The 25,201-nt window shown below is 64.4% G+C and carries 28 protein-coding genes; 11 read left to right on the top strand and 17 right to left on the bottom strand.

Annotation, left to right across the window (positions count from 1 at the left end):
- Nucleotides 1-49: 49 nt before the first annotated feature.
- From KF719_RS08645 to KF719_RS08620, 6 genes are all read right to left on the bottom strand, one after another.
- A complete protein-coding gene (locus KF719_RS08645; RefSeq protein WP_293508313.1) occupies nt 50-1,132 on the bottom strand; it encodes a M14 family metallopeptidase in 1,083 nt (360 codons plus the stop codon).
- Between the two features lie 14 nt (nt 1,133-1,146).
- Entirely contained in the window at nt 1,147-1,578 is a 432-nt protein-coding gene (locus tag KF719_RS08640) for a hypothetical protein (protein ID WP_293508312.1), read from the bottom strand.
- 150 nt (nt 1,579-1,728) lie between these two features.
- Nucleotides 1,729-2,580: an aminotransferase class IV gene (locus KF719_RS08635; protein ID WP_293508311.1), complete on the bottom strand. Its 852-nt coding sequence runs from the start codon at nt 2,578-2,580 to the stop codon at nt 1,729-1,731.
- Nucleotides 2,577-3,173: an aminodeoxychorismate/anthranilate synthase component II gene (locus KF719_RS08630; protein ID WP_293508310.1), complete on the bottom strand. Its 597-nt coding sequence runs from the start codon at nt 3,171-3,173 to the stop codon at nt 2,577-2,579. Before KF719_RS08630 ends, KF719_RS08635 begins: the two co-directional genes overlap by 4 nt.
- Nucleotides 3,170-4,567, bottom strand: coding sequence for an aminodeoxychorismate synthase component I (pabB, locus tag KF719_RS08625; RefSeq protein ID WP_293508309.1), 1,398 nt, complete (start codon nt 4,565-4,567; stop codon nt 3,170-3,172). Before pabB ends, KF719_RS08630 begins: the two co-directional genes overlap by 4 nt.
- Nucleotides 4,568-4,597: 30 nt before the next feature.
- Entirely contained in the window at nt 4,598-5,674 is a 1,077-nt protein-coding gene (locus KF719_RS08620) for an alpha/beta fold hydrolase (protein ID WP_293508308.1), read from the bottom strand.
- Between the two features lie 195 nt (nt 5,675-5,869).
- Here KF719_RS08620 and KF719_RS08615 point away from each other — a divergent pair, with 195 nt between their 5' ends.
- From KF719_RS08615 to KF719_RS08605, 3 genes are read left to right on the top strand one after another with little or no spacing between them, the layout of a single operon-like run.
- Nucleotides 5,870-6,673: an SDR family oxidoreductase gene (locus KF719_RS08615; RefSeq protein WP_293508307.1), complete on the top strand. Its 804-nt coding sequence runs from the start codon at nt 5,870-5,872 to the stop codon at nt 6,671-6,673.
- A gap of 34 nt (nt 6,674-6,707) precedes the next feature.
- Nucleotides 6,708-7,529 (top strand): enoyl-CoA hydratase-related protein, encoded by an 822-nt coding sequence (locus KF719_RS08610; RefSeq protein ID WP_293508306.1) that lies wholly within the window; start codon nt 6,708-6,710, stop codon nt 7,527-7,529.
- A gap of 15 nt (nt 7,530-7,544) precedes the next feature.
- Nucleotides 7,545-7,895 (top strand): helix-turn-helix transcriptional regulator, encoded by a 351-nt coding sequence (locus tag KF719_RS08605; protein ID WP_293508305.1) that lies wholly within the window; start codon nt 7,545-7,547, stop codon nt 7,893-7,895.
- 3 nt (nt 7,896-7,898) lie between these two features.
- Here the strand turns inward: KF719_RS08605 and KF719_RS08600 are convergent, their stop codons facing one another.
- Complete coding sequence (locus KF719_RS08600) at nt 7,899-8,243, bottom strand: hypothetical protein (RefSeq protein WP_293508304.1); 345 nt, start codon at nt 8,241-8,243, stop codon at nt 7,899-7,901.
- Between the two features lie 305 nt (nt 8,244-8,548).
- Here KF719_RS08600 and KF719_RS08595 point away from each other — a divergent pair, with 305 nt between their 5' ends.
- Nucleotides 8,549-10,315 carry a GGDEF and EAL domain-containing protein gene (locus KF719_RS08595; RefSeq protein ID WP_293508303.1) on the top strand — a complete coding sequence of 589 codons (1,767 nt, stop codon included), beginning with the start codon at nt 8,549-8,551 and terminating at the stop codon, nt 10,313-10,315.
- On the opposite strand, the gene phaR is transcribed toward KF719_RS08595, so the two are convergent.
- Nucleotides 10,278-10,895, bottom strand: a complete 618-nt coding sequence (phaR, locus tag KF719_RS08590; protein WP_293508302.1) for a polyhydroxyalkanoate synthesis repressor PhaR — start codon at nt 10,893-10,895, stop codon at nt 10,278-10,280. The two genes, KF719_RS08595 and phaR, sit on opposite strands and share 38 nt — an antisense overlap.
- 260 nt (nt 10,896-11,155) lie before the next feature.
- Here phaR and KF719_RS08585 point away from each other — a divergent pair, with 260 nt between their 5' ends.
- Complete coding sequence (locus tag KF719_RS08585; protein WP_293508301.1) at nt 11,156-12,346, top strand: acetyl-CoA C-acetyltransferase; 1,191 nt, start codon at nt 11,156-11,158, stop codon at nt 12,344-12,346.
- Nucleotides 12,347-12,401: 55 nt separating this feature from the next.
- A complete protein-coding gene (gene phbB, locus KF719_RS08580) occupies nt 12,402-13,127 on the top strand; it encodes an acetoacetyl-CoA reductase (RefSeq protein WP_293508300.1) in 726 nt (241 codons plus the stop codon).
- 57 nt (nt 13,128-13,184) lie between these two features.
- Here phbB and KF719_RS08575 read toward each other — a convergent pair whose 3' ends face one another.
- The 4 genes from KF719_RS08575 to gloB form a co-directional block, all read right to left on the bottom strand.
- Complete coding sequence (locus KF719_RS08575) at nt 13,185-13,817, bottom strand: DUF882 domain-containing protein (RefSeq protein ID WP_293508299.1); 633 nt, start codon at nt 13,815-13,817, stop codon at nt 13,185-13,187.
- A 12-nt stretch (nt 13,818-13,829) separates the two neighbouring features.
- On the bottom strand, nt 13,830-14,738 hold the full coding sequence (locus tag KF719_RS08570) for a polysaccharide deacetylase family protein (RefSeq protein ID WP_293508298.1): 909 nt from the start codon (nt 14,736-14,738) through the stop codon (nt 13,830-13,832).
- Nucleotides 14,739-14,837: 99 nt separating this feature from the next.
- A complete protein-coding gene (locus KF719_RS08565) occupies nt 14,838-15,257 on the bottom strand; it encodes a cupin domain-containing protein (RefSeq protein WP_293510615.1) in 420 nt (139 codons plus the stop codon).
- Nucleotides 15,258-15,279: 22 nt separating this feature from the next.
- A complete protein-coding gene (gene gloB, locus KF719_RS08560; protein WP_293508297.1) occupies nt 15,280-16,050 on the bottom strand; it encodes a hydroxyacylglutathione hydrolase in 771 nt (256 codons plus the stop codon).
- 148 nt (nt 16,051-16,198) lie between these two features.
- On the opposite strand from gloB, the gene KF719_RS08555 reads away from it, so the two are divergent.
- The gene (locus tag KF719_RS08555; protein WP_293508296.1) at nt 16,199-16,954 is read left to right on the top strand and encodes a class I SAM-dependent methyltransferase; all 756 of its coding nucleotides are present in this window, start codon (nt 16,199-16,201) and stop codon (nt 16,952-16,954) included.
- On the opposite strand, the gene metW is transcribed toward KF719_RS08555, so the two are convergent.
- Both metW and KF719_RS08545 read right to left on the bottom strand, forming a co-directional pair.
- Complete coding sequence (gene metW, locus KF719_RS08550) at nt 16,951-17,589, bottom strand: methionine biosynthesis protein MetW (RefSeq protein ID WP_293508295.1); 639 nt, start codon at nt 17,587-17,589, stop codon at nt 16,951-16,953. The two genes, KF719_RS08555 and metW, sit on opposite strands and share 4 nt — an antisense overlap.
- Entirely contained in the window at nt 17,586-18,770 is a 1,185-nt protein-coding gene (locus KF719_RS08545) for a homoserine O-acetyltransferase (protein WP_293508294.1), read from the bottom strand. The genes metW and KF719_RS08545 overlap by 4 nt, the downstream gene beginning before the upstream one ends.
- A gap of 197 nt (nt 18,771-18,967) precedes the next feature.
- Between KF719_RS08545 and KF719_RS08540 the strand changes: the two genes are divergently transcribed.
- The 3 genes from KF719_RS08540 to KF719_RS08530 are packed head-to-tail and all read left to right on the top strand — an operon-like array spanning nt 18,968 to nt 21,928.
- Nucleotides 18,968-19,867, top strand: coding sequence for a chorismate mutase (locus tag KF719_RS08540; protein WP_293508293.1), 900 nt, complete (start codon nt 18,968-18,970; stop codon nt 19,865-19,867).
- 7 nt (nt 19,868-19,874) lie between these two features.
- Entirely contained in the window at nt 19,875-20,981 is a 1,107-nt protein-coding gene (gene hisC, locus KF719_RS08535) for a histidinol-phosphate transaminase (protein ID WP_293508292.1), read from the top strand.
- Nucleotides 20,978-21,928 (top strand): prephenate/arogenate dehydrogenase family protein, encoded by a 951-nt coding sequence (locus KF719_RS08530; protein WP_293508291.1) that lies wholly within the window; start codon nt 20,978-20,980, stop codon nt 21,926-21,928. The genes hisC and KF719_RS08530 overlap by 4 nt, the downstream gene beginning before the upstream one ends.
- Here the strand turns inward: KF719_RS08530 and KF719_RS08525 are convergent.
- On the bottom strand, nt 21,922-23,013 hold the full coding sequence (locus KF719_RS08525; RefSeq protein ID WP_293508290.1) for a DUF2125 domain-containing protein: 1,092 nt from the start codon (nt 23,011-23,013) through the stop codon (nt 21,922-21,924). The two genes, KF719_RS08530 and KF719_RS08525, sit on opposite strands and share 7 nt — an antisense overlap.
- Nucleotides 23,014-23,054: 41 nt before the next feature.
- On the opposite strand from KF719_RS08525, the gene KF719_RS08520 reads away from it, so the two are divergent.
- Entirely contained in the window at nt 23,055-23,600 is a 546-nt protein-coding gene (locus KF719_RS08520; protein ID WP_293508289.1) for a gamma-glutamylcyclotransferase, read from the top strand.
- Here KF719_RS08520 and KF719_RS08515 read toward each other — a convergent pair.
- A complete protein-coding gene (locus KF719_RS08515; RefSeq protein ID WP_293508288.1) occupies nt 23,542-24,753 on the bottom strand; it encodes a crosslink repair DNA glycosylase YcaQ family protein in 1,212 nt (403 codons plus the stop codon). The genes KF719_RS08520 and KF719_RS08515 overlap by 59 nt on opposite strands.
- Nucleotides 24,753-25,190, bottom strand: a complete 438-nt coding sequence (locus KF719_RS08510; protein ID WP_293510613.1) for a VOC family protein — start codon at nt 25,188-25,190, stop codon at nt 24,753-24,755. Before KF719_RS08510 ends, KF719_RS08515 begins: the two co-directional genes overlap by 1 nt.
- Nucleotides 25,191-25,201: the final 11 nt, after the last annotated feature.

Raw genomic sequence — 25,201 nt, 5'->3', positions numbered from 1 at the left:
CATCGAATTCGAGACGCCGCCTTTCGGGCGGCGTTTTCGTTTGCGGGGATCAGTCCTTGAGGCCGCGCAGCGCCGCCGCACAGACATCGCGCGTCTGCGCCGTCACCATGTTCTTCCAGTCGTCGGCATCGACGTAAAACGCATCGCGGATCAGCTTGCCGACTTCGCGCGCCTTCGGATTTTTGTGGCCACCGTTCTGATGCAGCCAGTTGTCGGCCTGCAGCGCCACCGTCACTTCGCGGATCGGCACGGTGCCGAATTCGAGGCCGCCGGCGGTCACTTCGCGGCCTTTCAGCTCCTCGGCGAAACAGACCGGGATCGAGCCCGGCACGTTCGATGAAATGGAATCGCCATCGACCGTCGAGCGGACGATCCCGCCCCACCATTCGCGCATCCGCTTGAAGCTGCCGCTTGCCTCGGAATCCGTGCAGATCATCTCGCCGGCGCCCCGCGCGCCGAGGCCGGAATGGATGTCGACGAAGATAACGCGGTCGGCCCGGCCCATCTCGTCGCGGATGATCGCGCGCAGTGTGCGGTTCGACCACACAGGCTCCAATCCGCCAAATTGCACCCCGTTCGGATGCGTGTACTGGCCGGCGCTCAGCGCATGCTGCATGGCGCCAGCCCCGTGCTTGTCCGCATAGGCTTTCAGCTTTTCCCGGCTTTCGGCCAGTGCCCTGGCCGAGATGTCGGGCGGGTTGATGGCGTCGAAGAGCTCTTCATAGCCGGGGTTTTCGGGATGCGGCTTTGTGTGATCGAGGAAATTGCGGTTGAGATCGACATTGTCCTCGTTGACGCGGCGGTCGAAGGCAAAGCCGTAGGGATTGATCGCATGAATGAAAACGACCGCGGTGTCGTCGGGCCGTTCGCGCGCGAAGCCTTCGCTCAGGAGTGCCGTCTGGACGCCCGAGCCGCAATAACCCTCGACGCCATGCGTACCCGAGCCGATGCCGAGGATGCGGGTCGCGCCGGCCGGTCCGAGGCGGGCGATGTCGGTCGCCAGCGTTTCGCCCGATGGTCCTTTCAGCGGATGCTCGCGGGCGCTCAGCGTCGCGCCCGCCGCGCGCGCCGCCTCGAGAAATCGGCGGCGCGCTTCGGCGTAGCTCTGCGAGAAATGTTCCGCCGCCGGCATCGGTGCCTCGCGGCCTATTTCATGATCACCATGTCGCTGGCGAGCTTGTTGAGCTTCAGGCCCATCCAGGTGTTGATCACCACATCGGAAACCGCAACGGCACCGAAGAGCCAGAGAATGCCGGCCAGATGATAGGGAAGTTCGCTGGCTCCGTTGATATGCTGGACTGCGGCATAAGCGACCAGCGCCAGCGGAACCAGTGACAACATGATGTCGACCAGAAAACGGGTTTCCTGTCCGACCGGCTGATTGACGACCGCCAGTGCCTGCAACGAAAGGTAGCCAATCGCAATCAGTCCGGCGAGGACCGCCAGATTGAAAGTCTGTTCGGGCGTTTCGAGCGCCGGCGCATATCCGCCCCAGAAGACAAACCAGATCAAGGCTGCAAAAATCAGCGACGAACCCTCGCGAATGAGCAATGCGAAGGTTCCAAATATCCGCGCCATGGCCGTAACTCCCCGAGTTTTTACGGCCATGCCCGGCCGCGTCTTCCGGACCCGCCCCCCGGTGGGCCGCTACTCGGCAAAGCATCGTGCCATTCCGGGAAAAAGTCCAGAAGTCAGAAATTGCTTCGATTATGCGTGGTTAACGGCAGGTCAGCCGTTCCGGTCGGCGGAATCCAGCAACAATTCGTAAGCGGCCGCGAGCCGGGCGGTCAGTGGATGCGCCGCCGGCAGCGCGCGTTCGCCGATGCGCGTCAGCGGCACGACGCCGATCAGACTGTTGGTCAGGAACGCGCCTTCGATGCGGGACAAGCGCGACGCCGCGATCCGATCCTCGAGCGTCTCGACACCCAGACCCGGCGCCAGTTCGAGGATCGCGGCGCGGACAATGCCCGGCAGGATGCCGCAATCGGCAGACGGCGTCAGCAACCGGCCGTTCTCCCAGATGAAGATGTTGGCGGCGCTTGCACAGGCCAGATGCCCGTCATTGTCGAGCATCAGCGCTTCCTCGGCGCCGCGCGCGCGCGCTTCCTCTTTGGCCAGAACATTGTCGAGATAGGCAATCGCCTTCAATTGTGCCGAGGGCGAGCGATTGTTGCGGCGTGGCGTCGCCACGATCGCCGTGAGACCTGCGGGTGGCGGGGCCGCCGATGCCGCCGCGATCATCAGTGTCGGCGCGGGTTCGGGCGGCAATGCGAGGCCGCGCGGGCCGGGTCCGCGCGTCAGCGTCAGGCGCAAGGCTGCGCGCGGCGCATCGGCCAGTCCGTTCGCTTCGAGGAGCTTCACGCAGGCGGTGGCGATCCGTGCCGGATCGAGCGGCAGCGCGAGACCGATTGCCTCGGCACCGCGCGCGAGCCTCAACAGATGCGCGTCAAGAAAGGCCACCCGTCCGTGCCGCGCCATCATGGTTTCGAAAAGCCCGTCGCCCAGCAAAAAGCCGCGATCGGCAGGGTCGATCCGTGCTTGCGATGCGGGGACAAGTTCGCCGTTGAGCCACAGGATCATGCGCGCATCTTCTCGCGAGGTTTTGCGTCCGCCAGTGCGAGGAAATTCGCCAGCAGCGCATGGCCGTATTCGGTCAATACCGACTCGGGGTGAAACTGCACGCCGAAAACCGGCAGCGTTTCATGCGCCAGCGCCATCAGCGTGCCGTCATCGGCGAAGGCAGTGGCGTGCAGGGGTCCGCCTTGCGGCAGTTCGGCGATCAGCGAGTGATAGCGCGCGGCTGTGAAGGGCGACGGCAAACCTTCAAACAGGCCGGTGCCGTCATGGGAAATGCGGGAAGGCTTGCCATGCACCGGCTTTGCGGCACGCACGATGTTGCCGCCGAATGCCGCCGCGACCGCCTGATGACCGAGGCAGACGCCGAGCAGTGGAATACCGCGCTCGGCCGCGGCCTTGACCAGCGGCACCGAAATCCCGGCCTTGTCGGGCCCGCAAGGCCCCGGCGAGAGGACGATCGCTTGCGGCTCCAGCGCGAGGGCATCGGCGACCGTGATCGCATCGGTGCGGATGGTGCGGCGTTCATGGCCAAGTTCGCCGATATAGCGGGCGAGGTTGTGAACGAAGCTGTCGAAATTGTCGATGACGAGGATCATGCGCGTGCTCCGGCCGCGGCAGATGTCGCGACGTCCGCAGCGCCTTCAAGTACATGCCGCATGTCGCGCGCCTTGGCGAGCGTCTCGTCGTATTCGGCGGCCGGATCGGAATCCGCGACGATGCCGCCACCGGCCTGAAACGTCACGCGACGGCCCTTGACGACCATGGTGCGAATGGCAATCGACGTGTCCATCGCACCGTCGGCGCCGAGATAGCCGATGGCGCCGCAATAGGGCCCGCGCGCCGCAGGCTCCAGTTCGGCGATGATTTCCATCGCGCGCAGCTTCGGTGCGCCGGTGATCGAACCGCCGGGGAAGCAGGCGGCCAGCAGTTCGGCGGGGGTTGCGCCCGGCCGCAATTCTCCGCGAACCGTCGACACCAGATGGTGGACATTGGCGAAGCTCTCAAGCGCGCAGAGCTTTTCGACCGTCACCGATCCGTCGGCGCAGACGCGCGAAATGTCGTTGCGCAATAGATCGACGATCATCACGTTTTCGGCGCGGTCTTTTTCGGATGCCATCAGTTCGGCGGCGAGACGGCGATCTTCTTCCGGGGACGACCCGCGCGGTCTTGTGCCCTTGATCGGCCGCGTTTCGACCGCGCCGTCGCGGCAGGCGAGGAAGCGTTCGGGCGAAGAAGAGAGGATCGCACCCGCGCCGAAATTGAAAAAGGCGCCGAAGGGCGCGGGGCTTGCGTCGCGCAGCCGCAGGTAGAGTGCGTAGGGCGTGTCGCCGTCTGCAAGCTGTGCCTCGAAGCGCTGCGCGAGATTGGCCTGGAAGATATCCCCGGCATGAATGTATTCGATCACACGCGCGACGGCCGCTTCATAGGCAGCGCGTGTGAAGTTCGATGTAATTGCCGCGGACGCAATATGCGGCGTTTGCGGCAACCGCGTCGCCGCTTCATATCGCGCACGCAAGCGGGCGGCACGTTCGGAGGTGTGTGTCGCGATGAGCAGGGCGCGGCGTTCGACCATGTCGAAGGCCAGTACCGCATCGTAGAAACCGAGCGCCATGTCGGGAAGGTTCTGGTCGTCGGTGGCGAAAGGCGGCGCTTCGGCAGGCAGGCGTTCCAGCGTTCGGCCGAGCCCATAGGCAAAAAATCCGGCCGCGCCGCCGATAAAGGGCGGTAGGCCGGGCGACGGGGCGACGGCGGGCCATGCCGCCAGTTTGGCCTTCAAGGTCGCGAATGGCGCGGGATCGTCCGCGATGCGCAAGCTGAGCCTGTCGAGAGGATCGGTGGCGATGAAGCTCCAGCGGCCATGCAACGCCGGGTCACGATCCGGCCTCGCCGTCGCGCTGTCGAGAAAAAGCGCGAAGGGTTCGTCCGCAAAGGCGTGGAATGCCTCGTGCGGCGCATGCCACGCCAGTTCCTGAACGAGCGGTTCGGTCACGTCGACTTCGCTTTCATCAGATGGCCCTTGTCAGGGCAGTGTCGGTTCGGACGGGCCCTCGTCGCCGGGGCCGCAACTTGCGCATTGACGCGCCTCCATGCGGGCAAGCGGTCCGCGCGGCTTGCCGGCGGCGCCGCCCGATGTAACGCGCGTACCCTGCACAGCCAGAAAATCGGTCAGCAGGCGGCTCACCAGCGGCGCCTGGGCGAAGGTAATGTTGTGCCCCATGCCGGGATAGGAGCGAAGCTGCGCCTGCGGCATCAGTTCGATCAGTTGCGTTGCATGAGAAAAAGGCACGGTGTCATCCGCCTCGCCCCAGATGACGAGAACCGGGCGCGGCGAGCGGCCGGCGGCCGCGAATGCCTCATGCGCGGCGCCGAGCGGATAGTGGCGCAGCGTCGAGAGCAGCGCGTCGCCATAGCCGCGATATTCGAGCTGGCGGTTGAAATTGGCCAGAAACGCACCGGGATTGGGGGCGCTTTTCGCTTCCACGGCAGCGGCGTTATAGGCAATCCGCGCATCGAAAAGCCGCATGATCCAGTCGCCGATCAGTGGACGCAACACCAGGTTCACATTGCCGCTGCCTTCGACGCCGAGGCCTGCGGGTGCAATCAGCGTCAGCGAACGGACACGCTCGGGGTGGCGCGCGGCGAAGATCGTCGCAATGGCGCCGCCCATCGAATAGCCGACGAGGTCAATCCGCCGGTTGACGCCAAGTGCGTCCAGTAGTTCGTCGAGCTGCCGGTCGAAGAAATCGGCGTCGTAAACCGCGGCGGGACGGTCGGACAGGCCGCGCCCGAAATTGTCATAGGCAAGGACGCGGTAGCCGGCGTCGGTCAACGGGGCGATATAGTCGTTCCAGACAAATGACGGCGTCGAGAAGCCGTGAACCAGAACGACGAGCGGCGCATCCACGCGGCCTTCGAGGCGGTAATGGACGGTGCCGCCGGGCAGTTCGATGAAATCGTATGCCGCGCCTTCGGCCGTCAGTGCGGCGCGCGCCGCCGCGTCGAGCGCGGGGCGGGCCTTGCCTGCCGCCCAATAACTCATCGACATGATGAGTAGCACGGCGGCTGCCAGTATTCCGAAGCCCTTCACGAAAGCCATGATGCCGCAATCTTTCCGATATGCCGCCGGTCCCAGTCTTCCGTTGCGGAAGGCCTTGCCGGTGCGTCAGTCTAGTGTGTCGGCGAGGCGGCCACAAATGCCGCGCGGGCTTGCGGGGGCGGTCAAATAAGGGCTTGATGCGGGCGCGCGATCGGCAATCGCGCGCAGGCAAAGCGTTGAATTACGGAGATTTCCATGCAGGACGCGTTCAAGAAAAAAGTGCTGGCGGGCAAAACCGCATTCGTTGCCGGTGCGTCCAGCGGCATCAATCTCGGCATCGCGCAGCATTTTGCGCGGGCGGGCGCCAAAATCGCGTTGATCAGCCGCAGCCACGAAAAAATCACGACCGCCGCGCAGACGATCAAGGATGAAGGTTTCGAGGCGATCGGCATGGCGGCCGATGTGCGCGATTTCAATTCGGTCGATATGGCGATGAAACAGGCCCATGACCGTTTCGGCAAGTTCGACATCGTGATTTCGGGCGCCGCCGGAAACTTCGTCGCGCCGGCGCTGGGCATGTCCTCCAACGGCTTCAAGACCGTCGTCGATATCGACCTCATCGGCACCTTCAACGTGCTGCGCGCGTCCTTCCAGTATCTCAATCGTCCGGGCGCCTCGCTGATTTCGATCACGGCGCCGCAGGCGGTCAATCCGTCGCTCTTCCAGGCTCATGTCTGCGCGGCCAAGGCCGGAATCAACATGCTGACCAAATGCCTTGCGATGGAATGGGGTCCGGCCGGCGTGCGCGTCAACGCGATTTCGCCGGGGCCGATCGCCGATACGGAAGGCATGGCGCGGCTGGCGCCGTCGGTGGAGGCCGAAAAGCTGATCAAGTCGCGCATTGCGTTGCGCGACTACGGCACCAAGACCGATATCGCCGACACGGCGCTTTTCCTTTCGACCGACAACGCGAAATATATCACCGGCACTATCGTCGATTGCGATGGCGGCTCGAAGCTCGGCGATGCCGGCGCGGATGCGCTGGGCGATTTCAAGTAATTGCCGCGCATATAACGAGGCACGGGAGGACAGGATGGCGAAGGCGGAACGGATTTTACCGGCGGATTTCACCTGCGTTCTCTACGAAGTTCGCGATCATGTTGCGATCGTCACGATCAACCGCCCGGAACGGCGCAATGCGCTCAATCGGCGCGCCTATGACGAGGTGGAGGCGGCCTTTCGGGCGGCCTCGGCCGATCCGGATGTGCGCTGCGTCGTCGTCACGGGCGCCGATCCGGCCTTCTGTTCCGGCGAGGACGTCAAGGAGATGATGACGGGCGAGCAGCGCGACAAGAGCGTCGCGCGGCTGACGGCCGTTCGGCCCGAGCCGACGCCGGCCGCCGTTGCGGCGCTTGAATGCGACCGTCCGGTGATTGCCGCCGTCAATGGTGCGGCCGTCGGCTGGGGTATGGAGCTGACGCTATTCGCCGACATCCGCATCGCATCGGAACAGGCAAGGTTCGGCGAGATATTCATCAAGCGCGGGCTGATCTCCGATGTCGGCGGCTTGTGGCGGCTGCCGGCGATTGTCGGTCCGGCCAAGGCAGCCGAGCTCCTCTTCACCGGTGACGTCATCGACGCAAGCGAGGCGCTGCGCATCGGGCTTGTCAGCGAGGTGGTGCCGCATGAGAAGCTGATGGAGAGTGCGCTGGCGCTTGCGGGTCGCATCGCGGTCAACGCGCCGCTTGCGCTTCGCTATATGAAAGACGGTCTGCGCCGCACCTCCTATGGCGATCTACGCGAGATCGGCAGCTGGGTCAGCGCAACGCTTGGGCGATTGTTCGAAACGGAAGATCATCGCGAGGGCGTGCGCAGTTTTCTCGAAAAACGCGCGCCCGAATTCAAGGGACGCTGAGGCGGAATACCGGCGATGGCGCTTTTCTTCGATCAGCAATGGTTCGACGACCGATTGCAGGCAACCGGCCTGACGCGCGACGACGTGGCCGCAGCGCTCGGGCTTTCGCGACCGGAAGTCGATGAAATCTGGAAGGATCAGCGCGAGGTCACACCCAATCAGGTGGCGATGCTGGCGCGCTTGCTCAGCGCGCCGGCCGCCGAAATCGTCAACAGGGCCGGCGTCGCAACGCCGTCGCCTTCTCAACCGCCGGCCGGCGATGCGGCGCTCGCCAGCCGGCTGGCCGACATCGATGCGCGGCTGACGCGCATCGAACGCGCGATTGCCGATCTGCAATCGCTCGTTCTGGCAACGCGGGGAAACTGAAGCTCAGAGTTTGCGTTCAAGCCTCGGCAGGCGCAGGGCCTCGACCAGGAGGTCGGGCAGCGTGTCGGCGTCGATATAGGCCGTCGCGGCGCGTTGGCGCTTTTCCTGTTTGCGGGACGGCGAGTAAGGCCAGTGCCAGTGCTGGTCGACATATTGCGCGAGAAAACCCGCAACGGGCCGTGTCGTGCCGAGCGGCAGCCGGCCGAGCGCGGCATGAGACTGGCGCGGCGCGCGGGCGTCCGGTGAACGCACCGGTTCGACAGTTCGAGAACGCGCTGCCGTATCCACCTGCCTTCGCGGCGCAGGCAGCGTCGTCTGCGAATTCGCCATGCGCTCGATCTTCGTCATCCGCCGTCTTGCTTTCCCACAGGCTGTCTTGTTGCTGGCTGCACTTTTGCGGTTTGCAGCTCATCAACGATGCAGCAAGAAGTCTGCCACGAGATTCGCGCCGGCGGGAGGCGCGGGCGCACCGAAACGATACAAAATCGTCGAATTAACCAATATAATTAAAGCTTTAGTTGTTAAAACGCTTCTCGAAATCTTAACCGCCGCTGCGCGATTATCGGCTGTTCCGGACGTCCAGAAGGGCGCTATCGGGAAACGGCGACGATGCCCGGGATGTCCGGGCAATTGGGTGCGGCGGGAGTGGTGTTGTGGACTCGAAGACGCAGGATGCGCGCAGAGTCGGTGGGACGTCGGGCTTCAACGGCTATGAAGCGCAAACGGACGATCTGCTGAGAGGTGCCGTGACGGCGGTGGGCGATGCCGCCTATCGCTGGTCGATCGACGATGACCGGATCGATTGGGGTCCGGGCGTCGGTGTGCTTTTCGGAATTTCCGATATATCGGCGATTGCGACGCATCGCGACTTCACGTCGCGGATCGCGCTTGAAGGCCCGAGCCGCTACGAGCGCATCTGCCTTTCGCGCGAAGGCGATGCCGGCCAGGGCGTTCCCTACGAACTCGAATATCAGATTCGCGACGATTTCGGCGGGATGCGCTGGATCGAAGATCGCGGCCGCTGGTTTGCCGGCGAAGATGGAACGCCGGCGCATGCCATTGGCGTCATGCGGGCGATCGACGAGCGCCACAACCGCGAAGCGCTGCTGGTGCGTCTTTCGACCTATGATGAGCTGACAGGTCTGCTCAATCGTGTGCGGTTGAAAGAGGCGCTTGGCGAGGCGCTGATCGCGGCGCAGCGCGGCCGCCAGAATTCTGCCTTCCTTCTGCTCGCGGTCGACAATCTGGCGCTCATCAACGACGCATTCGGCTTCGACGTCGCCGACGAGGTGATCGTCTGCATCGGCGAGCGGTTGACCGGCCTTGCCCGGCGCGGCGACTCGCTCGGGCGCTATGCCGGCAACAAGTTCGGCCTTGTCCTCAACAATTGCAGTGAAGAACGCCTCAGCGACGTTTGCGAAAGGCTTCTCGCCGAGGTGCGCGACCGTGTGGTCGTCACGGCGCGCGGGCCGGTCGCCGTCACCGTGTCAGCCGGTTCGATCGCGCTTCCGGGGCACGCGTCCAGTGTCGACCAGGCGCTGGCGCGCGCCGAAGAGGCGCTTGTGTCGGCCAAGCAGAAGCTGCGCAATTCGCACGTCATTTACGCGCCGTCACGCGAGCGCGAAAAAACCCGGCTGCGCAACATCAACGTTGCCGACGAACTCATCACCGCGCTCAACGACCGGCGCATCCGCATCGCCTATCAGCCGATCGTCGATGCCCGCACCGGCGAGCCTGCGTTGCATGAATGTCTTGTGCGGATGGAGCGGCCCGACGGCACCATCGTTCCGGCGGGGCATTTCGTTCCGGTGGCGGAGAAGCTCGGGCTGATCGGGTTGCTCGACTATCGGGTGATGGAACTGGCGGTCGATACGTTGCGCGAGCGCGGCGACGTCAAGCTGTCGCTCAATATTTCGGGCCGGACCATTGGCGACAGGTTGTGGCGCGATACGCTTGCTGCGCATCTTCATGCGGCCCCCGGATTTGCCGAGCGTCTGGTCATCGAGATTACCGAGACGGTGGCGATCCACGAGATCGGGGAACTGACCGAATTCGTTGGCGGGTTCCGCGATCTCGGCTGCCAGATCGCCATCGACGATTTCGGCGCCGGTTACACTTCGTTCCGCAATCTCAAGACGCTGGATGTCGATCTGGTCAAGATCGACGGCTCCTATGTGATCGACCTGGTGAACAATCGCGACAACCAGTTCTTCGTGCGCACGCTGGTCGACCTGGCGCACAACTTCAACCTGCCGACGGTCGCCGAATGGGTCAGCAATGCAGAGGAGGTCGAGATGCTGCGCAATCTCGGCGTCGAATATTTGCAGGGCTTCTATCTGGGTGAGCCGGCGTTGGCTCTGCCGGCCGCGCGGGGCTCGGGCGTTATTTCTTCGACAAGGCTTCGAGCTGCGCCTGCATGAGCGCGATTTGACGTTTCAGTTCGTCGAGTTCGCCTTCGCGCGCGCCAGCTTTTTCTCCCGGCTTTTCCGACTTGGACGGCTCCTTCGCCTCGCGTTCGGCATTTGAGCCGCCGCGTCCGAAGGGCGAGAACATGCGCATTGCATTGTCGAAGACTTCGAGGTTCTGGCGAATCTGGTCCTCGAACTGGCCGAGCCGCTCGCGGCCGCCCAGAACGCCGACGACACGGTTGCGCAGCTTCTCCTGCTCCTTTGAAAAGCTGTTCATGCTCATTTCAAGGTAGGAGGGAATGAAGCTCTGCAGGCTGTCGCCGTAGAAGCGGATCAACTGACGCAAAAAATTGATCGGCAGAAGGTTCTGGCCCTTGCCTTCCTCCTCGAAAATGATCTGGGTCAGCACCGAGCGGGTGATGTCTTCGCCGGTCTTGGCGTCGCGAACCACGAACTCCTTGCTCTGCTTCACCATTTCGCAAAGATGCTCGAGCGTCACATAGCTCGATGTCGCGGTGTTGTAGAGGCGCCGGTTTGCGTATTTCTTGATGACGATGACGTCATCGTCCGTGGATGATGTCTTTTTGGCCACGGTTTCCACTCTCTCGCTTAGGTGTTGTTGCGCCGGGGCTGTTTTTATCCCGGACGGCCGCCGTTGGGCGCCGCCGGGGCCCCTGACCCCCTGTCATTCGGCATTGTGACGCGGTATTGTTGCGCTGCGCAAGCCCCGCATTGCGATGCAAAGAAATCGGCGATCCGGCCGCGGCAGGCAAGCTGCCCTGTGGCGGCGGCGGATCGGAGGCCTATTATTTTTCCCGGTCGTTTTTCCGGCAGGGGTTCAGGGAGCCAATGATGAGCAAATCCGGTACCGAGGTGGTGATTGTCGGCGCGGCGCGTACGCCCGTCGGCGCGTTTAACGGCTCTTTGTCCGGCTTGCCGGCCCATGAGCTTGGCCGCATCGCCGTCGCCGCGGCGATCGAGCGCGCCGGCGTCGACAAGGCACAGATTTCCGAAGTCATTCTGGGCCAGATCCTGCAGGCCGGTCAGGGGCAGAACCCCGCCCGTCAGGCCGCGATCAATGCCGGGCTGCCGGTCGAAGTGCCGGCCTGGAGCGTCAACCAGCTCTGCGGTTCGGGCCTGCGTGCCGTCGCGCTCGGCTTTCAGGCGATCGTCAATGGCGACAGCGAGATCGTGGTCGCCGGCGGGCAGGAGAGCATGAGCCAGGCGCATCACTCGGCCTATTTGCGGGCCGGGCAGAAGATGGGCGCGCTCGATTTTGCCGATACGATGATCAAGGACGGGCTGTGGGATGCGTTCAACGGCTACCACATGGGGCAGACGGCCGAGAATGTCGCCGCGCGCTGGCAGATCACGCGCGAGGAACAGGATGCCTTTGCGGTCGCCTCGCAGAACAAGGCCGAAGCCGCGCAGAAGGCCGGAAAGTTCAAGGACGAGATCGCGCCTGTCACGATCAAGACACGCAAGGGCGACACGATTGTCGACACCGATGAATACATCAAGTCCGGCGTCACGCTCGAGGGTATCAAGGGGCTGAAGCCGGCATTCCAGAAAGAGGGCGGGTCGGTGACGGCGGCGAACGCCTCCGGCATCAATGACGGCGCGGCGGCGGTGGTGCTGATGAGCGCCGAGCGCGCGAAGAAGGAAGGCCGCAAAGTGATGGGGCGGATCGTCTCCTGGGCGCATGCCGGCGTCGATCCGGCGGTGATGGGCACGGGCCCGATCCCGGCCTCGCGTGCGGCGCTGAAGCAGGCCGGCTGGTCGCCCGACGATCTCGATCTCGTGGAGGCCAATGAGGCGTTTGCCGCGCAGGCGCTGGCTGTCAACAAGGACCTCGGTTGGGATGTTTCCAAGGTCAACGTCAATGGCGGCGCCATCGCCATCGGCCATCCGATCGGTGCATCGGGCGCGCGTGTGCTGGTGACGCTGCTGCATGAGATGGAAAAGCGGGACGCCAAGAAGGGTCTTGCGACGCTCTGCATCGGCGGCGGCATGGGCATTGCCATGTGTATTGCGCGCGACTAACGCCCGGGCGCCCGGGCCGGAATTCGATCTGTTATGACGACAAGGATCTGAAACGATGACAAAAGTTGCGCTGGTCACGGGCGGTACGCGGGGCATCGGTCATGCCATTTCGCTGGCGCTGAAGGCGGCCGGCTATGAGGTCGCGGCCAATTATGCCGGAAACGACGAAGCGGCCGCCGCCTTCACGAAGGAAACCGGCATCAAGGCGTTCAAATGGAATGTCGGCGACTACGAGGCTTGCGTGAAAGGCATTGCCGAGGTCGAGGCGGCGCTCGGGCCGGTCGATGTGCTGGTCAACAATGCCGGCATCACGCGCGACGGCATGTTGCACAAGATGACGCCGGCGCAATGGCGCGAAGTCATCAGCGTCGATCTCGATTCGATGTTCAACATGTGCCAGCCGCTGATCGCCGGTATGCGGGATCGCGGTTTCGGCCGCATCGTCAATATCTCGTCGATCAACGGCCAGAAAGGCCAGATGGGCCAGACGAACTATTCGGCCGCCAAGGCTGGCGTCATCGGCTTCACCAAGGCGCTGGCGCAGGAAGTGGCGCGGAAGGGCATCACGGTCAATTGCATCGCGCCCGGCTATATCGACACCGACATGGTGGCCGCCGTGCCCGAAAAAGTGCTCGACGGCATCATTGCCACGATCCCGGTCGGCCGTCTCGGTAAGGCGGAGGAAATCGCCCATTGCGTGACGTTCCTCGCCGACGAAAAAGCGAGCTTCGTCACCGGCGCGACGATCACGGCCAATGGCGCGCAATTTATTGCGGGATAGATCGGGTCTGACGTGCCGGTGAAAATGCCCCGGACGATTTCCGGGGCATTTTCGTTTTCAGCCTGTCTGCGTTTCGGCCTCGGCCCGCAACCGGTCATATTCCTCGTCGCGGCCCGGCCGGCCCGGCGCCGGATAGACCCAAGCGTCGACGGGCCCGACATCGACATGCGCGTAAGGCGTTTTTGTTGGATAGAAGCCGGCGCCGCCGCGACCGAGCTTTTTCGCCACGCGGTAGACTTCCTCCGGGTCGTGAAAATCCTGCGTGATGTCGATCGCCATGCCGCGCATATGGAAGCTGCCGGGGTCGACGCCGTTGCCGCGCGCATCGAGCCAGGCGTTGGTGCGTTCGGTGCGGTAGCCCGACATGGTGTAGATCGGGTTTTTCGAGCGCGTGTTGGCGTCGATGTCGTGGAGAAGATCGAGCAGGCGCGGATCGGTCGGTGCCGCCTTGTTCTCGCGCAGGTCGCGCATGAACCAGTCGACGCGCATGATTGCGTCCGGCAGGTAGTCGCCATCCGCCCAATAGACGATGTTGAGTTTCTCGCCGGAATTGAGGCTCTGCAGGTTGAGCACCCGCTTGTGCGGCGCATCGGCGCGCAGGATCGACGGCGCGGCGAGCAGCGCACCGGCACCGGCCGTCAGCGTCAACGCCGTGCGGCGCGTTATCGATTGCGATGTATTTCTTTTCATCACCTCGAAATCCTAGTGAAGTGCCGCATCGGGCTCAAGCGAAGGTTCCGCGACAGCGGTTGCTGGCCGAATATCGGCAACCGCCAGCGGTTCCACGGCGCCGATCAGTGCATCCGAAACGGCGGCGGCGCGGATGCGGCTTTCCGGCTCCGGCGCGAGCTGGACGAAGCTGTAGCCCTGCTCGCGCATCGTCACGATGAAGGATGACAGCATGTCGGCGGTGCGCGGCTTGGTGTCGTGCAGGATCAGGATGCCGCGCCCGACCGAGGCGATGTTGCGGATGGCGCGGCGGCGGACTTCGGCCGAGCCGATCGGCTTCCAGTCATCGGCGCCGAACTCGCAGGAAAATGTCGCCACATGCCGTTCGCCGAGCCAGCGAATGAGCGCGGCGCTGTCGTTGAGGCCCGGAAAGCGGAAAAAGGGCGCGAGGCGCTGACGGTCTTCCGCGGGTGCACTCGCGAGCGCGGCTTCAACGGCTTCGAAGCCGCGGCGGATTTCGCGTTGCGCCTGGGCAAGCGAGTAGCTGCGCAGACTATTGGGGTGAAGCCATGTATGCGTGCCGATGATGTGACCGCGCGCGGCGACCTCGCGCACGATTTCGGGATGCCTCGCGGCGTAGTAACCGACCATGAAGAAGGTCGCCTTGACGCAGTGACGATCCAGCGTATCGAGAATGCGCAGGGTGCTTTCGGGGTCCGGTCCATCGTCGAAGGTCAGGACCACTTCCTTCGGGCCCAGCGGCACGGTCTGCGGATATTGCATGTTGCCATAGGCGGGCCCGCCGGTCGTCGGCACCGTTACGACGCGGGTCTCCGCGGCATAGCCGGGATCGCCCGGGCAGGTATTTTCGTTTGCATATGCAGCGGTGGCGGCGAACAGCGCCACAACCACAATTCCCGCCAGTGTCGAAATGCGTCCCACGCCGATGCCCCTGCCTTCGCATGCCCCCGGCAAATTCTAGCGCAGGCCGCGCTGCCGGCCAGCGCAAACGGGCCACAGGCCGGGCAAAAGAGATCAGCGTTAACGGCGCGGGCTCCAGCCTGGCGGCGCCATTTCAAAGCCCGAGAACTCGAAGCCGGGCGCGACGGTGCAGCCGACAAGGGTGAAATCGCCTTGCGGCTCCGCCGCCTGCCAGTGACCTTTCGGAACCACCAGTTGAGGCCGCTGACCGCCCGCGAGATCGGGGCCGAGTATCCATGTTTCGTGCATCTTGCCGTCGGCGCTGATCGAGAGCGACAAGGGCCCGCCCGCATGCCAGTGCCAGATTTCGGCGGCATCGACGCGATGCCAATGCGAGCGTTCGCCGGCCTTCAACAGATAGTAGATGGCCGTCGAACGGGCGCGACCGCTGCCGGCGGCATCGCGAAAAGTCTCGACGAAATATCCGCCTTCGGGGTGCGGTTCGAGGCAGAGCAGCGAGATGATCTCGTCGGCCGTCATCTTCGCATCGGCCGAAGACATTTCAGAAATTGTCCTTGCGCTTGCGTGTCTCGGCAAAGACCTCGACATCCGAAGCGCTCTGCATGCCGACGGTCAGGCGCAGATCGGGGCTCGCCGCGCGCAGGAAGGGGTTGGTCGCCTTTTCGAGACCGATGGTCGTTGGGACCGTCCATTCGCCGCGGGCACGTTTTTCGTCGATTTCCCGCGCACGGGCGACAAGCGCGGCATTCTGCGGCTCGACGCTGAGCGCGAAGCGCGCGTTCGACTGTGTGTATTCATGCGCGCAATAGACCGTCGTGTCGTCAGGCAGCGCCATCAGCTTGTTGAGCGAGGTCCACATCTGTTGCGGCGTTCCCTCGAACAGGCGTCCGCAACCAAGCGCAAACAATGTGTCGCCGACAAAAGCCACCTTGTCGTCGGCAAAGCTGTAGGCGATATGGCCACGCGTGTGGCCCGGAACGTCGATGACGCGGGCCTTCGCCGCGCCGAGTTCGACGATGTCGCCTTCGCCGACGGCGCGATCGATGCCGGGGATCAGGTCCTTCTCGCCCCGCGGACCGATCACCATGCAGCCGGTTTTCTCCTTCAACGCGGCATTCCCGCCGGCGTGGTCGAAATGATGATGGGTATTCAGGATGTGCGTCAGCTTCCAGCCCCTGTCGGCGAGTGCCTTCAGGATCGGCTCGACTTCGGGCGTGTCGATCGACGCGGTGGCGCCGGAGGACGGTTCATGCACCAGATATCCGTAATTGTCGCTCAGACAAGGGATCTGATGGATCTGGAGGCCGGTCATATTGCTTCCTCGCATTGGTTCGTCGGGCGGCGTCGAAGCGCGCGTTCCGCCTTGGTGCCGGGTTGCGTCGTTACATCTAACCTAGTGCGATCGGGGCCCGGGGTGAACCCTTCGCCGGAAATGCACGAAATCTGCTAGACTTGCGCCCATGCCCATGGATGTCATCGATCTCCGGGATTTTTACGGACGCCGCCTCGGCCGCGTTGCACGCCAGCATATCGGCCGCCGCATTCAGGCGGTGTGGCCGGATGTGACCGGGCTCAATGTGCTCGGCCTTGGCTTTGCGACGCCTTATCTCGGTCCGTTCGCGGCCAAGGCGCAGCGTGTCATCGGTCTTATGCCTGCGCGGCAGGGCGTGCTGCACTGGCCGTCGGAGGGAAAATGCCTGAGCGGTCTTGTCGACGAGCGCGAATTGCCGCTTGAGGACGAGAGCATGGATCGTGTTCTGGTTGTGCACGGACTTGAGGCCAGCGAGGCGCTGCGCGTCATGCTGCGGCAAATCTGGCGCGTGTTGGCGCCGGGCGGACGCCTGTTGATTGTCGTGCCCAACAGGCGGGGCCTCTGGGCGCGGCGCGAGGCGACGCCGTTCGGTCATGGACAGCCTTTTTCGCGCGGTCAGCTGACGCAGTTGCTGCGTGAATCCATGTTCAGCCCGTCGACATGGGAGGTTGCGCTTTTTGCGCCGCCTTTCGACTGGCGTCCGCTGCTGCGGTCGGCGGGCGCCTGGGAGCGGGTCGGTCACATGCTCTGGCCGCGCTTTTCGGGCGTCATTCTGGTCGAGGCGACCAAGCAGATTTATGCAGCCACGCCCTTGCCCGTCTCGCAAAAGGTCGCGCAGCGCGTTCGGGCGCTTGCGCCGCTTCCGGCGCCGGCGCGATCCGTACGCAGCTTCGACGAGAGCTAGAGCGCGCGTGCGTCGTGGCGCGACAGCAGGAAGACGGCGTCTCCCGCCAGCAGGTTGGCAATGGCCCCCGGCCGCGACACGCGCCGCGCCGTGTCGCCGGTCACGATCACCGCGTCCTCGATCGCAAGGCCCAGCTCGTCGCAAAGCGACGTGAAATCGAGCAGCGTGCACAGGTGAATGTTGGGCGTGTCGTACCATGAATGTCCGAGCGACGGCGTTTCGGGCATGCGGCCGCTGAAAAGGAGCTGCAGCCTGACCCGCCAATGTCCGAAATTCGGGAACGAGACGACGACATGGCGGCCGATGCGCTTCATCGCGCGCAGCACTTCCCGCGGATTGCGTGTGGCCTGGATCGTCTGGCTGAGAATCACATAGTCGAACGCATCGTCCGGATAATCCGCAAGGTCGGTGTCGGCATCGCCCTGAACGACCGATAGTCCGCGCGCCACGCAGGCGTTGACACCTTCCTGACTCAGCTCGACGCCGCGTCCGTCGACGTTCTTCTTGCGCGTCAGCAATTCCAGCAATTCTCCGTCGCCACAGCCGACATCGAGTACGCGGCTGCCGGGTGCGATCATCTGGGCAATCAGGTCGAGGTCAACGCGGCCCGTCGAATAGCCGTTGCCGTGGCTCATGCGCCGAGCCCCCTTGTCCGGGCGGCGCTGTCGACGAAGCCGCGCAATGTCGCGAACATTTCCGGCTCGTCCAGCAGGAAGGCGTCGTGGCCCTTGTCGGTCCTGATTTCGACAAAGCTCACATTTGCCGCGACCGCGTTCAGTGCATGCACGATCTGGCGGCTGTCCGATGTCGGGAACAACCAGTCGCTGGTGAAGGAGACGACGCAGAAACGTGCCTTGGTGTTGCGGAAGGCATTTGCCAGCACGCCGCCGAAATCGTCGGCTAGGTCGAAATAGTCCATCGCGCGCGTCAGATAGAGATAGGAGTTGGCGTCGAAGCGGTCGACGAAGGTCGAACCCTGATGGCGCAGATAGGATTCGATCTGGAAGTCCGCGTCGAAACCGTAGGTCACGGTGTCGCGGTCTTGCAGGTTGCGGCCGAATTTGCGGTGCAGCGCCGTTTCCGAGAGATAGGTGATGTGCGCAGCCATGCGCGCGACCGCGAGCCCCTTGGCGGGGGTCGTGCCTTCGATCAGATAGGCGCCCTGCTTCCACTCCGGGTCGGCCATGATCGCCTGGCGACCGACCTCATGGAAGGCGATGTTCTGCGCCGAGTGGCGCGCTGCCGTCGCAATCGGGATGGCTGAAAAAACGCGGTCGGGATAGGCGGCCGCCCATTGCAGCACCTGCATTCCGCCCATCGAGCCGCCGACAACGCAGAAGATGTCGCCGATGCCGAGCCGGTCGAGCAGCATCGCCTGGGCGCGCACCATGTCGCCGATCGTAATGACCGGAAATTCGAGGCCGTAGGGCCGGCCCGTCGCGGGGTCGATGTCGCGCGGGCCGGTGGTGCCCATGCAACCGCCGACGACGTTGGGGCAAATCACGAAAAAGCGGTCGGTGTCGATGGGCCGTCCCGGACCGACCATGAAGGGCCACCAGCCCGCCTTGCCGGTGACCGGATGGGCACTCGCCGCGTATTGGTCGAGCGTCAGGGCGTGGCAGATCAGGATCACATTCGACTTGTCGGCATTGAGGGTGCCATAGGTCTCGTAGGCGACGGTGAACGGGCTCAGGCTGATGCCGGAATCGAGCGCGAGCGGCTCGCCGGCGCCGAAAGTCGCGGTGGCGCTCTGCGCCCCGACCCTGCCGCCGTCGTCCGGACGCTCCTCGTCCCCAGCCCTGTCAATCGTGTTCATCGCGCCCCTGCGCCGGTCCTTTTTGCCTGCCGGAAGCCTCCTTGGACCCCTTCAGGCGAGGGTGCATAGCTAGAGATGCACCCCCCAAAATGTCAATGTTTTCTTTGATTTTAGGGGGTTTGGCTCGTATGAATACCGCTCTTGCGGACCGGGGAGAGGGGCCCGCCGCGAGGGGGCCTCCCCGCCGAGAGACGCGCATGACGACCGAGACGACCAGCCCTGAGAAAGCGCTTGCCGATGTCCGCAAGGAGATCGACGCAATCGATGACGCCGTTCACGACCTGCTGATGAAGCGGACGGAACTGGTCGTCGAGGTCGCGAAAGCCAAGGCGCGCGAGGCGAGCGCGGCCGGTGCGGGCAGTTTCATCGCGTTCCGGCCCGGCCGCGAGGCGGAGGTTCTGCGCCGGCTGGCGGCGAGGCATAGGGGCGATTTGCCGCTTCGCGTCGTCTTCCGGCTTTGGCGCGAGATCATCGCCGCCATGACGCGCATTCAAGGTCCGTTCCGGGTCGAGGTTTTCGGCGGCGAGGGCGGTGATGCGCTCGGCAACTGGGATCTCGCGCGAAGCTATTACGGATCGTCGACGCCGATGGAATTGCACGAGACCGCGCGCGACATGTTGCGGCGGCTCGGAAACGACCGTTCGGCGGTCGGCATTCTGCCCGAACCCGGCGGCTATCCGGGCGGCGACTGGTGGACGGCGCTGGCGGTCAACGGCCAGCTCGGCCTGCGCGTCGTTGCCCGCCTGCCTTTCATCGAGGTGGTGCGCGACGAAGACGAATTGCGCGCCTATGTGGTGGCGCAAGCGGATTTCGAGGCGACGGGCGACGACACAAGCCTGCTGACTTTGTTGACGAGCGAGAGCGTCAGCGAGGCGCGCGCCGTGGCGCTGGCAAAGGCCGCCGGCCTCGATGGCGTACGCATCGGCCAGGCGCGGGTCGCCGATGGCGCGAAGGCTTATGCCAATCTTCTCGCGGTCAGCGGATTTGTCGGCGAAGACGATCCGCGGCTCGCCGCGCTGTCCGAGGGCGGGGTTGCCGAAGCGCGCATCATCGGCGGCTACGCCAATCCGTTGCGCCGCGAAACGGATGGCGAGTGAGGCGACCATGACACGCCCGACGCCCCAGAAGGGCATTCTCGAAATCGAACCTTATGTCGGCGGCCGCGCCGGCGCGACCGGCGCCGCAAAGGTCTTCAAGCTGTCGGCAAACGAAACGCCGCTGGGCGCGAGCCCGCGCGCGCGCGAAGCCTTTCTGTCCGCCGCCGAGAGCATGGCGCTTTATCCCGATGGCGGCGCCGACGAATTGCGCGCCGTGATTGCCGCACGTTACGGGCTCAATGCAGAGCGGATCGTATGCGGTGCCGGTTCCGATGAGTTGCTGCATTTGCTGGCGCAGGCCTATCTCGGCGAGGGCGATGAGGCGATTGCGAGCGAACACGGTTTTCTCGTCTACCCGATCATCACAAAGGCGGCCGGGGCGACCTGCATACAGGTGAAGGAAAAAGCCCTTCGCACCGATGTCGATGCAATTCTTGCGGCGGTTACGCCGAAGACGAAGATGATCTTTCTGGCCAATCCGAATAATCCGACAGGCAGCTACCTGCCCGCCGACGAGATGCGCCGTCTCCATGCCGGATTGCGGCCCGACATTCTCTTCGTCGTCGACGCGGCCTATAGCGAATATGTGAGCCGCAACGACTACGAGGCGGGGATCGAGCTTGTCGCGACGTCGGAAAACGTCGTGATGACGCGCACCTTCTCGAAGATATACGGCCTCGCCGCGCTCCGGCTCGGCTGGATGTATGCGCCGGCGCATGTCGCCGATGTGATCAATCGTATCCGCGGACCGTTCAATGTATCGGTTCCGGCCATGAAAGCCGGCATCGCCGCGATGCGCGACACGGGCCATGTCGATATGGCGCGCGCCCATAACGACACATGGCTCGCCTGGCTGACGGAGGAGATCGGCAAGCTCGGCCTCGACGTCGCGCCGAGCGTCGCGAATTTTCTGTTGATCGGATTCCCGGATGAGCCGGGCCGCCGCGCCGTCGATGCCGATACTTTTTTGATGCAGCGCGGTCTCATCCTGCGCCAGATGGCGGCTTACGGCCTGCCCAACCATCTGCGCCTTTCCGTCGGCACCGAAGAGGCAAACCGGCTGGTTGTCGCCGCGCTTGGTGATTTCATACGCCGCAAGGGAGGTGCGGCATGAGTGCCGAACCCCATTTCAACCGCGTGGCGCTGATCGGGCTCGGGCTCATCGGCGGTTCGCTCGGTCATGCCATGAAGCGGCGGGGTCTTGCCGGTCATGTTTCCGGCTATGCGCGTTCGGCCGCGACGCGCGCGCGGGCGCTCGAAATCGGTTTCATCGACAGCGCGCATGAGACGGCGGCGGCCGCCGCCGCGGATGCCGATCTCGTTATCATCTGTACGCCGGTCGGGGCGCTGGCTGAAATTGCCGGCGGCATCGAACACGTGCTCAAGAAAGGCGCCATCGTCACCGATGTCGGATCGGTCAAGGTTGCGGTCCTGCGTGATGTCGGACCGCATATTCCAGACGGCGTGCATTTCATTCCCGGTCATCCGATTGCGGGAACGGAAGAGTCAGGGCCCGATGCGGGCTTTGCCGAACTTTTCGACGGCCGCTGGTGCATTCTGACGCCGGTGCCGGGCACGGACCCGCAAGCTGTCGAAAAGCTGACCGCGTTCTGGACCGCTTGCGGATCGAATGTCGACATCATGGAGCCTCGGCATCACGATCTCGTGCTGGCGATCGTCAGCCACCTGCCGCATATCATCGCCTACAACATCGTCGGCACCGCGAGCGATCTCGAAACGGTGACGCAATCGGAAGTCATCAAGTATTCCGCTTCGGGTTTTCGCGACTTCACGCGTCTGGCCGCGTCCGATCCGACGATGTGGCGCGACGTCTGCCTCAACAACAAGGAACCGATCCTCGAGATGCTGGCGCGTTTCTCCGAGGATCTGACGGCGTTGCAACGGGCGATCCGCTGGGGCGACGGCGATGTGCTGTTCGATCTCTTCACGCGCACCCGCGCCATTCGCCGCTCGATCATCGATGCGGGGCAGGATTCGCCGATGCCGAATTTCGGCCGCAATCCGACCCATGCCAAGCCGGACGGCAAGGGCGGTCAGTAGAGCGGCGACAATTGCGCGACCGCGAGTGGGCCGAGATAGAGCTTGCCGCCGGTCATGCTGATCGGCACACGAACACGTCCCGGTTCGCTTCCCTGAAACTGTGAAACGAGCACCAGCCCGGCCAGCGCAATGCGCGCGTCGCGCTCGCGCACCAGCCCGTCGCGCACCATCGCGTCGATAAGGCCCTCGAAATCGGCGATCTCGGCATCGAAGCGCCCCTCGGGGCGGTTTGCGGCATCGAGCGTCAGTTCGCCGAAGGCCGTCATGTCGAGCGGGCCCCATTTCACAACGAGGTCCGAAATCGACAATGCGCCGTCCGCGTTGCGCCAGCGTTCGAGCAGCTCGACGGCGCTGACACGCTCAATGTGGGGCAGATTGCGGGCGCGCGCCTGCGCCATGATTTTTTCAATCCGATGCCCGAGGACCGGTATGTGCTGCCCCAGACCGAGCGCGATCTCGTCGCCCCGGAGTGCGATGTCGTAGCCGGTGGCGTCGCTCGCCGTGTCGGCGGCCGGGCGTGTGTGAAGTTGCAAACGGGCCGCATCGACGCGATCGACCGCCGCGACGACGCCCCGGACATGTTGTGCCTCGACATTCTCGATGTCGACGGCAAGGCGGCCGAAAGCGGCGTTGTCTATGTCGACATAGCTCGCCCAGGCGCCTTTCATCGTCCAGCTCAACACGTTTTCGATTGGCCGTGCCGTCGACAGGTCGCGATAGCGCAGTTCCTGCGCGCCGCGGAGATTGACGATGATGTGGCGAAGATTATGCGGCATCAGCGCGATTTCGGCGGCCTCGCCCTTCCAGGCCCATGCCTCCGGTGCCGCCGGCGCGCCGGCTTCGGGCGCTGCAAAGCGTGCCTCGATGCGGTAGGGGAAGCCGCCCATCGACAACTCATGCCAGCCGACAACAAGGCCGCGTTCGGGGGTCGACGCGAAGCCCTCGAGCGCCGCCCGTATCTCGCGCGAGACGGCGGTCCAGTAGACAGCATAGATTGCGACCGCGATCACGATGGCGATTGTCGGCGCGAAAATGTGCCAGCGGCGGGGCCGGGACGGGCCCATGTCGGTTGTCGGTTCTGTCATCTTGCTTCTAGAGTGTGGCCGCGCGATGGAGTGCCGCCAGCATGCAGGATTTGTGGGTCTTTGGATACGGGTCGCTGATGTGGCGGCCGGGCTTCGAGCATGAAGAGAAACACCCGGCATTGTTGCACGGTTATCACCGGGCTTTCTGCGTCTACAGCCATGTTCATCGCGGGACGCCCGAGAAGCCCGGCCTCGTCTTCGGGCTCGACGCCGGCGGCGCCTGCCGGGGCGTTGCCTTCCGCGTCGCTGCCGCACGGGCCGAGGAGACGCGCCGTTACTTGCAGGCGCGCGAACAGGTGACGCTGGTCTACAAGGATGTGGTGAAAACGGTCGAGCTTGCCGGCGGCGGGAAGGTCGCTGCCCTTTGCTTCGTCGTCGACCGCGCCCATGCGCAATATGCCGGGCGCTTGCCGTTCGAGGCGCAGGTGCGGCTGATCGCCGAGGGCGAGGGGCGCTCGGGCAAGAATCCCGATTATCTGGAAAGCACGGTGCGCCATCTCGATGAGGCCGGCGTGCCCGACGCGCAGCTCAGCCGGCTCTGGCGCGCCGTAGAGCAGCGTCTGCATCGATCTCCGGCGTCCCGGTGAAGCGTGCGAGCCCCGTCAGGGCGCGGCGGATGCCGGCTTCGCGGGCCTTCGTCAGCTTGATGCCGGGCTCGCTCCAGAAACCCTTTACTTCCAGTCTTCCCTCGGCGCGATGCGCCTTCACGTCGGCGCGGCCGATGAAGCGGTCGCCCTCGAGCAACGGCAGAACGTAGTAGCCGTAGCGGCGTTTCTTTTCGGGCACGAAGACCTCGATGCGGTAATCGAAGCCGAAGAGCCGCGCTGCGCGCGCGCGGTCGCGGATCGCCGGATCGAAGGGCGAGAGGAAGCGCAGTGTTGCGGGCGGTTCCGGCGCCTCGGCGATATGCGCCTCGATGTCGGGCAGGGCGAGGGCCTTGCGGGTCGCGCCTTCCACATCCTCGATTGCGACTTCGATGACAGCGCCCCGTTTCAGCGCCTGTGCGGCCCATGCCCTGACGCGCTCGATCGGCATCAGGCGCCAGAAGGCGGCAATCTCCTGCGGCGTCGCGAACCCGAGCCGTGCCAATGCCTCACGGCAGAGAAAATCGGTCGAGGCCGTGAGGCTCGGCCGCTCGCGGCGAATGTCGTCGGGGATCACGCGTTCGGCGAGGTCGTAGACTTTCTCGAAGCCTTCGCGCCGCGCGATGGCAAGCTCGCCGGTACGCCACAGCGTTTCGAGCGCGGTCTTTGATGGGCCCCAGCCCCACCATGATCCCTTGCCCTTGTCCTCGAAGTCGCGCGCCATTGCGGGCCCGTCGCGGCGGATGCGGGTGCGCACCTTGCGGATGACATTCGCGCCGTCGGCGCCGATGCGCTCCTGCCAGCGCGGATTGTCCGCGAGCTTCGCCTTCGCGGCGGCGAAGCGATGCCGCCAATGCGGGTAGAATTCCATCGGGATCAGCGAGGCGTCATGCGTCCAGTGCTCGAAAAGATCGCGGCGTTCGTGATGAAGGTCGGCGAGGTGGTCGCGGCTGTATCCGGGCGCGCGCGAAAAGAGGATCAGATGATGGGCGCGCTCGACCGTATTGATCGAATCGAGCTGCACAAAGCCCAGATGCTTCACCAGCGCGAGCGTGCGGTCGGCGCAGAAATCGGGAGATGCCGCCATGCTCAGCGCGTGGCGTTCGAGAAAGAGCCGCCGCGCATCGGCGTTGGAAATGAGGAGCGGTGCCGGCATCAGATATGCGAAAGGCCGGGCTTGTCGCGCGGCTCGTAGACGAGTTCGAGTTTCAACCCGTCGGGATCGGCGAACATCACGGCGTAGTAGCCGTCGCCATATTCGGGGTAGTCGGCGGGCGGATCGAGAACGGTCGCGCCGATTTCGATCAGCAACGCATGCAGCCGGTCGACATCGTCGCGGCTTTCGGCGATCCAGGCGACGTGGTGCAGGCCCGGCGAATAGCGGTCATGGATGCGGGCGGCGTTCGGCCCTTCGGCCTTGAAGATGCCGATACTCGGCAGCCGGTCGGGCGCCTCCGTATGCTCCCAGTCGAAGCCGCGCTCATCTTCGCGCAGGCGGCGATAGCCCATGTAGCCGAGCACCGCGTCGTAGAACCAGGCGGATGCCCAGGGGTCCTTCACCGTCAGGTCGATGTGATGGATGAAACCGCGCATCGTCACACGCG

Source organism: Parvibaculum sp., assembly GCF_019635935.1.
GTDB lineage: Bacteria > Pseudomonadota > Alphaproteobacteria > Parvibaculales > Parvibaculaceae > Parvibaculum.
The sequence above is the reverse complement of the archived record's forward strand: the minus strand, read 5'-3'. Positions and strand labels throughout refer to the sequence as shown.

What these genes read in the sequence shown, in the direction of transcription:
- KF719_RS08615 (WP_293508307.1), top strand. Translation starts at nt 5,870, where the DNA reads ATGCAGGACGCGTTCAAGAAAAAAGTGCTGGCGGGCAAAACCGCATTC.
- KF719_RS08630 (WP_293508310.1), bottom strand. Translation starts at nt 3,173, where the DNA reads ATGATCCTCGTCATCGACAATTTCGACAGCTTCGTTCACAACCTCGCC.
- KF719_RS08575 (WP_293508299.1), bottom strand. Translation starts at nt 13,817, where the DNA reads ATGAAAAGAAATACATCGCAATCGATAACGCGCCGCACGGCGTTGACG.
- KF719_RS08540 (WP_293508293.1), top strand. Translation starts at nt 18,968, where the DNA reads ATGACGACCGAGACGACCAGCCCTGAGAAAGCGCTTGCCGATGTCCGC.
- KF719_RS08515 (WP_293508288.1), bottom strand. Translation starts at nt 24,753, where the DNA reads ATGCCGGCACCGCTCCTCATTTCCAACGCCGATGCGCGGCGGCTCTTT.
- phbB (WP_293508300.1), top strand. Translation starts at nt 12,402, where the DNA reads ATGACAAAAGTTGCGCTGGTCACGGGCGGTACGCGGGGCATCGGTCAT.
- metW (WP_293508295.1), bottom strand. Translation starts at nt 17,589, where the DNA reads ATGAGCCACGGCAACGGCTATTCGACGGGCCGCGTTGACCTCGACCTG.
- KF719_RS08530 (WP_293508291.1), top strand. Translation starts at nt 20,978, where the DNA reads ATGAGTGCCGAACCCCATTTCAACCGCGTGGCGCTGATCGGGCTCGGG.
- KF719_RS08635 (WP_293508311.1), bottom strand. Translation starts at nt 2,580, where the DNA reads ATGATCCTGTGGCTCAACGGCGAACTTGTCCCCGCATCGCAAGCACGG.
- KF719_RS08525 (WP_293508290.1), bottom strand. Translation starts at nt 23,013, where the DNA reads ATGACAGAACCGACAACCGACATGGGCCCGTCCCGGCCCCGCCGCTGG.
- KF719_RS08585 (WP_293508301.1), top strand. Translation starts at nt 11,156, where the DNA reads ATGAGCAAATCCGGTACCGAGGTGGTGATTGTCGGCGCGGCGCGTACG.
- KF719_RS08520 (WP_293508289.1), top strand. Translation starts at nt 23,055, where the DNA reads ATGCAGGATTTGTGGGTCTTTGGATACGGGTCGCTGATGTGGCGGCCG.
- KF719_RS08620 (WP_293508308.1), bottom strand. Translation starts at nt 5,674, where the DNA reads ATGGCTTTCGTGAAGGGCTTCGGAATACTGGCAGCCGCCGTGCTACTC.
- KF719_RS08555 (WP_293508296.1), top strand. Translation starts at nt 16,199, where the DNA reads ATGCCCATGGATGTCATCGATCTCCGGGATTTTTACGGACGCCGCCTC.
- gloB (WP_293508297.1), bottom strand. Translation starts at nt 16,050, where the DNA reads ATGACCGGCCTCCAGATCCATCAGATCCCTTGTCTGAGCGACAATTAC.
- KF719_RS08605 (WP_293508305.1), top strand. Translation starts at nt 7,545, where the DNA reads ATGGCGCTTTTCTTCGATCAGCAATGGTTCGACGACCGATTGCAGGCA.
- KF719_RS08610 (WP_293508306.1), top strand. Translation starts at nt 6,708, where the DNA reads ATGGCGAAGGCGGAACGGATTTTACCGGCGGATTTCACCTGCGTTCTC.
- KF719_RS08640 (WP_293508312.1), bottom strand. Translation starts at nt 1,578, where the DNA reads ATGGCGCGGATATTTGGAACCTTCGCATTGCTCATTCGCGAGGGTTCG.
- KF719_RS08545 (WP_293508294.1), bottom strand. Translation starts at nt 18,770, where the DNA reads ATGAACACGATTGACAGGGCTGGGGACGAGGAGCGTCCGGACGACGGC.
- KF719_RS08510 (WP_293510613.1), bottom strand. Translation starts at nt 25,190, where the DNA reads ATGCGCGGTTTCATCCATCACATCGACCTGACGGTGAAGGACCCCTGG.
- hisC (WP_293508292.1), top strand. Translation starts at nt 19,875, where the DNA reads ATGACACGCCCGACGCCCCAGAAGGGCATTCTCGAAATCGAACCTTAT.
- KF719_RS08645 (WP_293508313.1), bottom strand. Translation starts at nt 1,132, where the DNA reads ATGCCGGCGGCGGAACATTTCTCGCAGAGCTACGCCGAAGCGCGCCGC.
- KF719_RS08565 (WP_293510615.1), bottom strand. Translation starts at nt 15,257, where the DNA reads ATGACGGCCGACGAGATCATCTCGCTGCTCTGCCTCGAACCGCACCCC.
- KF719_RS08600 (WP_293508304.1), bottom strand. Translation starts at nt 8,243, where the DNA reads ATGACGAAGATCGAGCGCATGGCGAATTCGCAGACGACGCTGCCTGCG.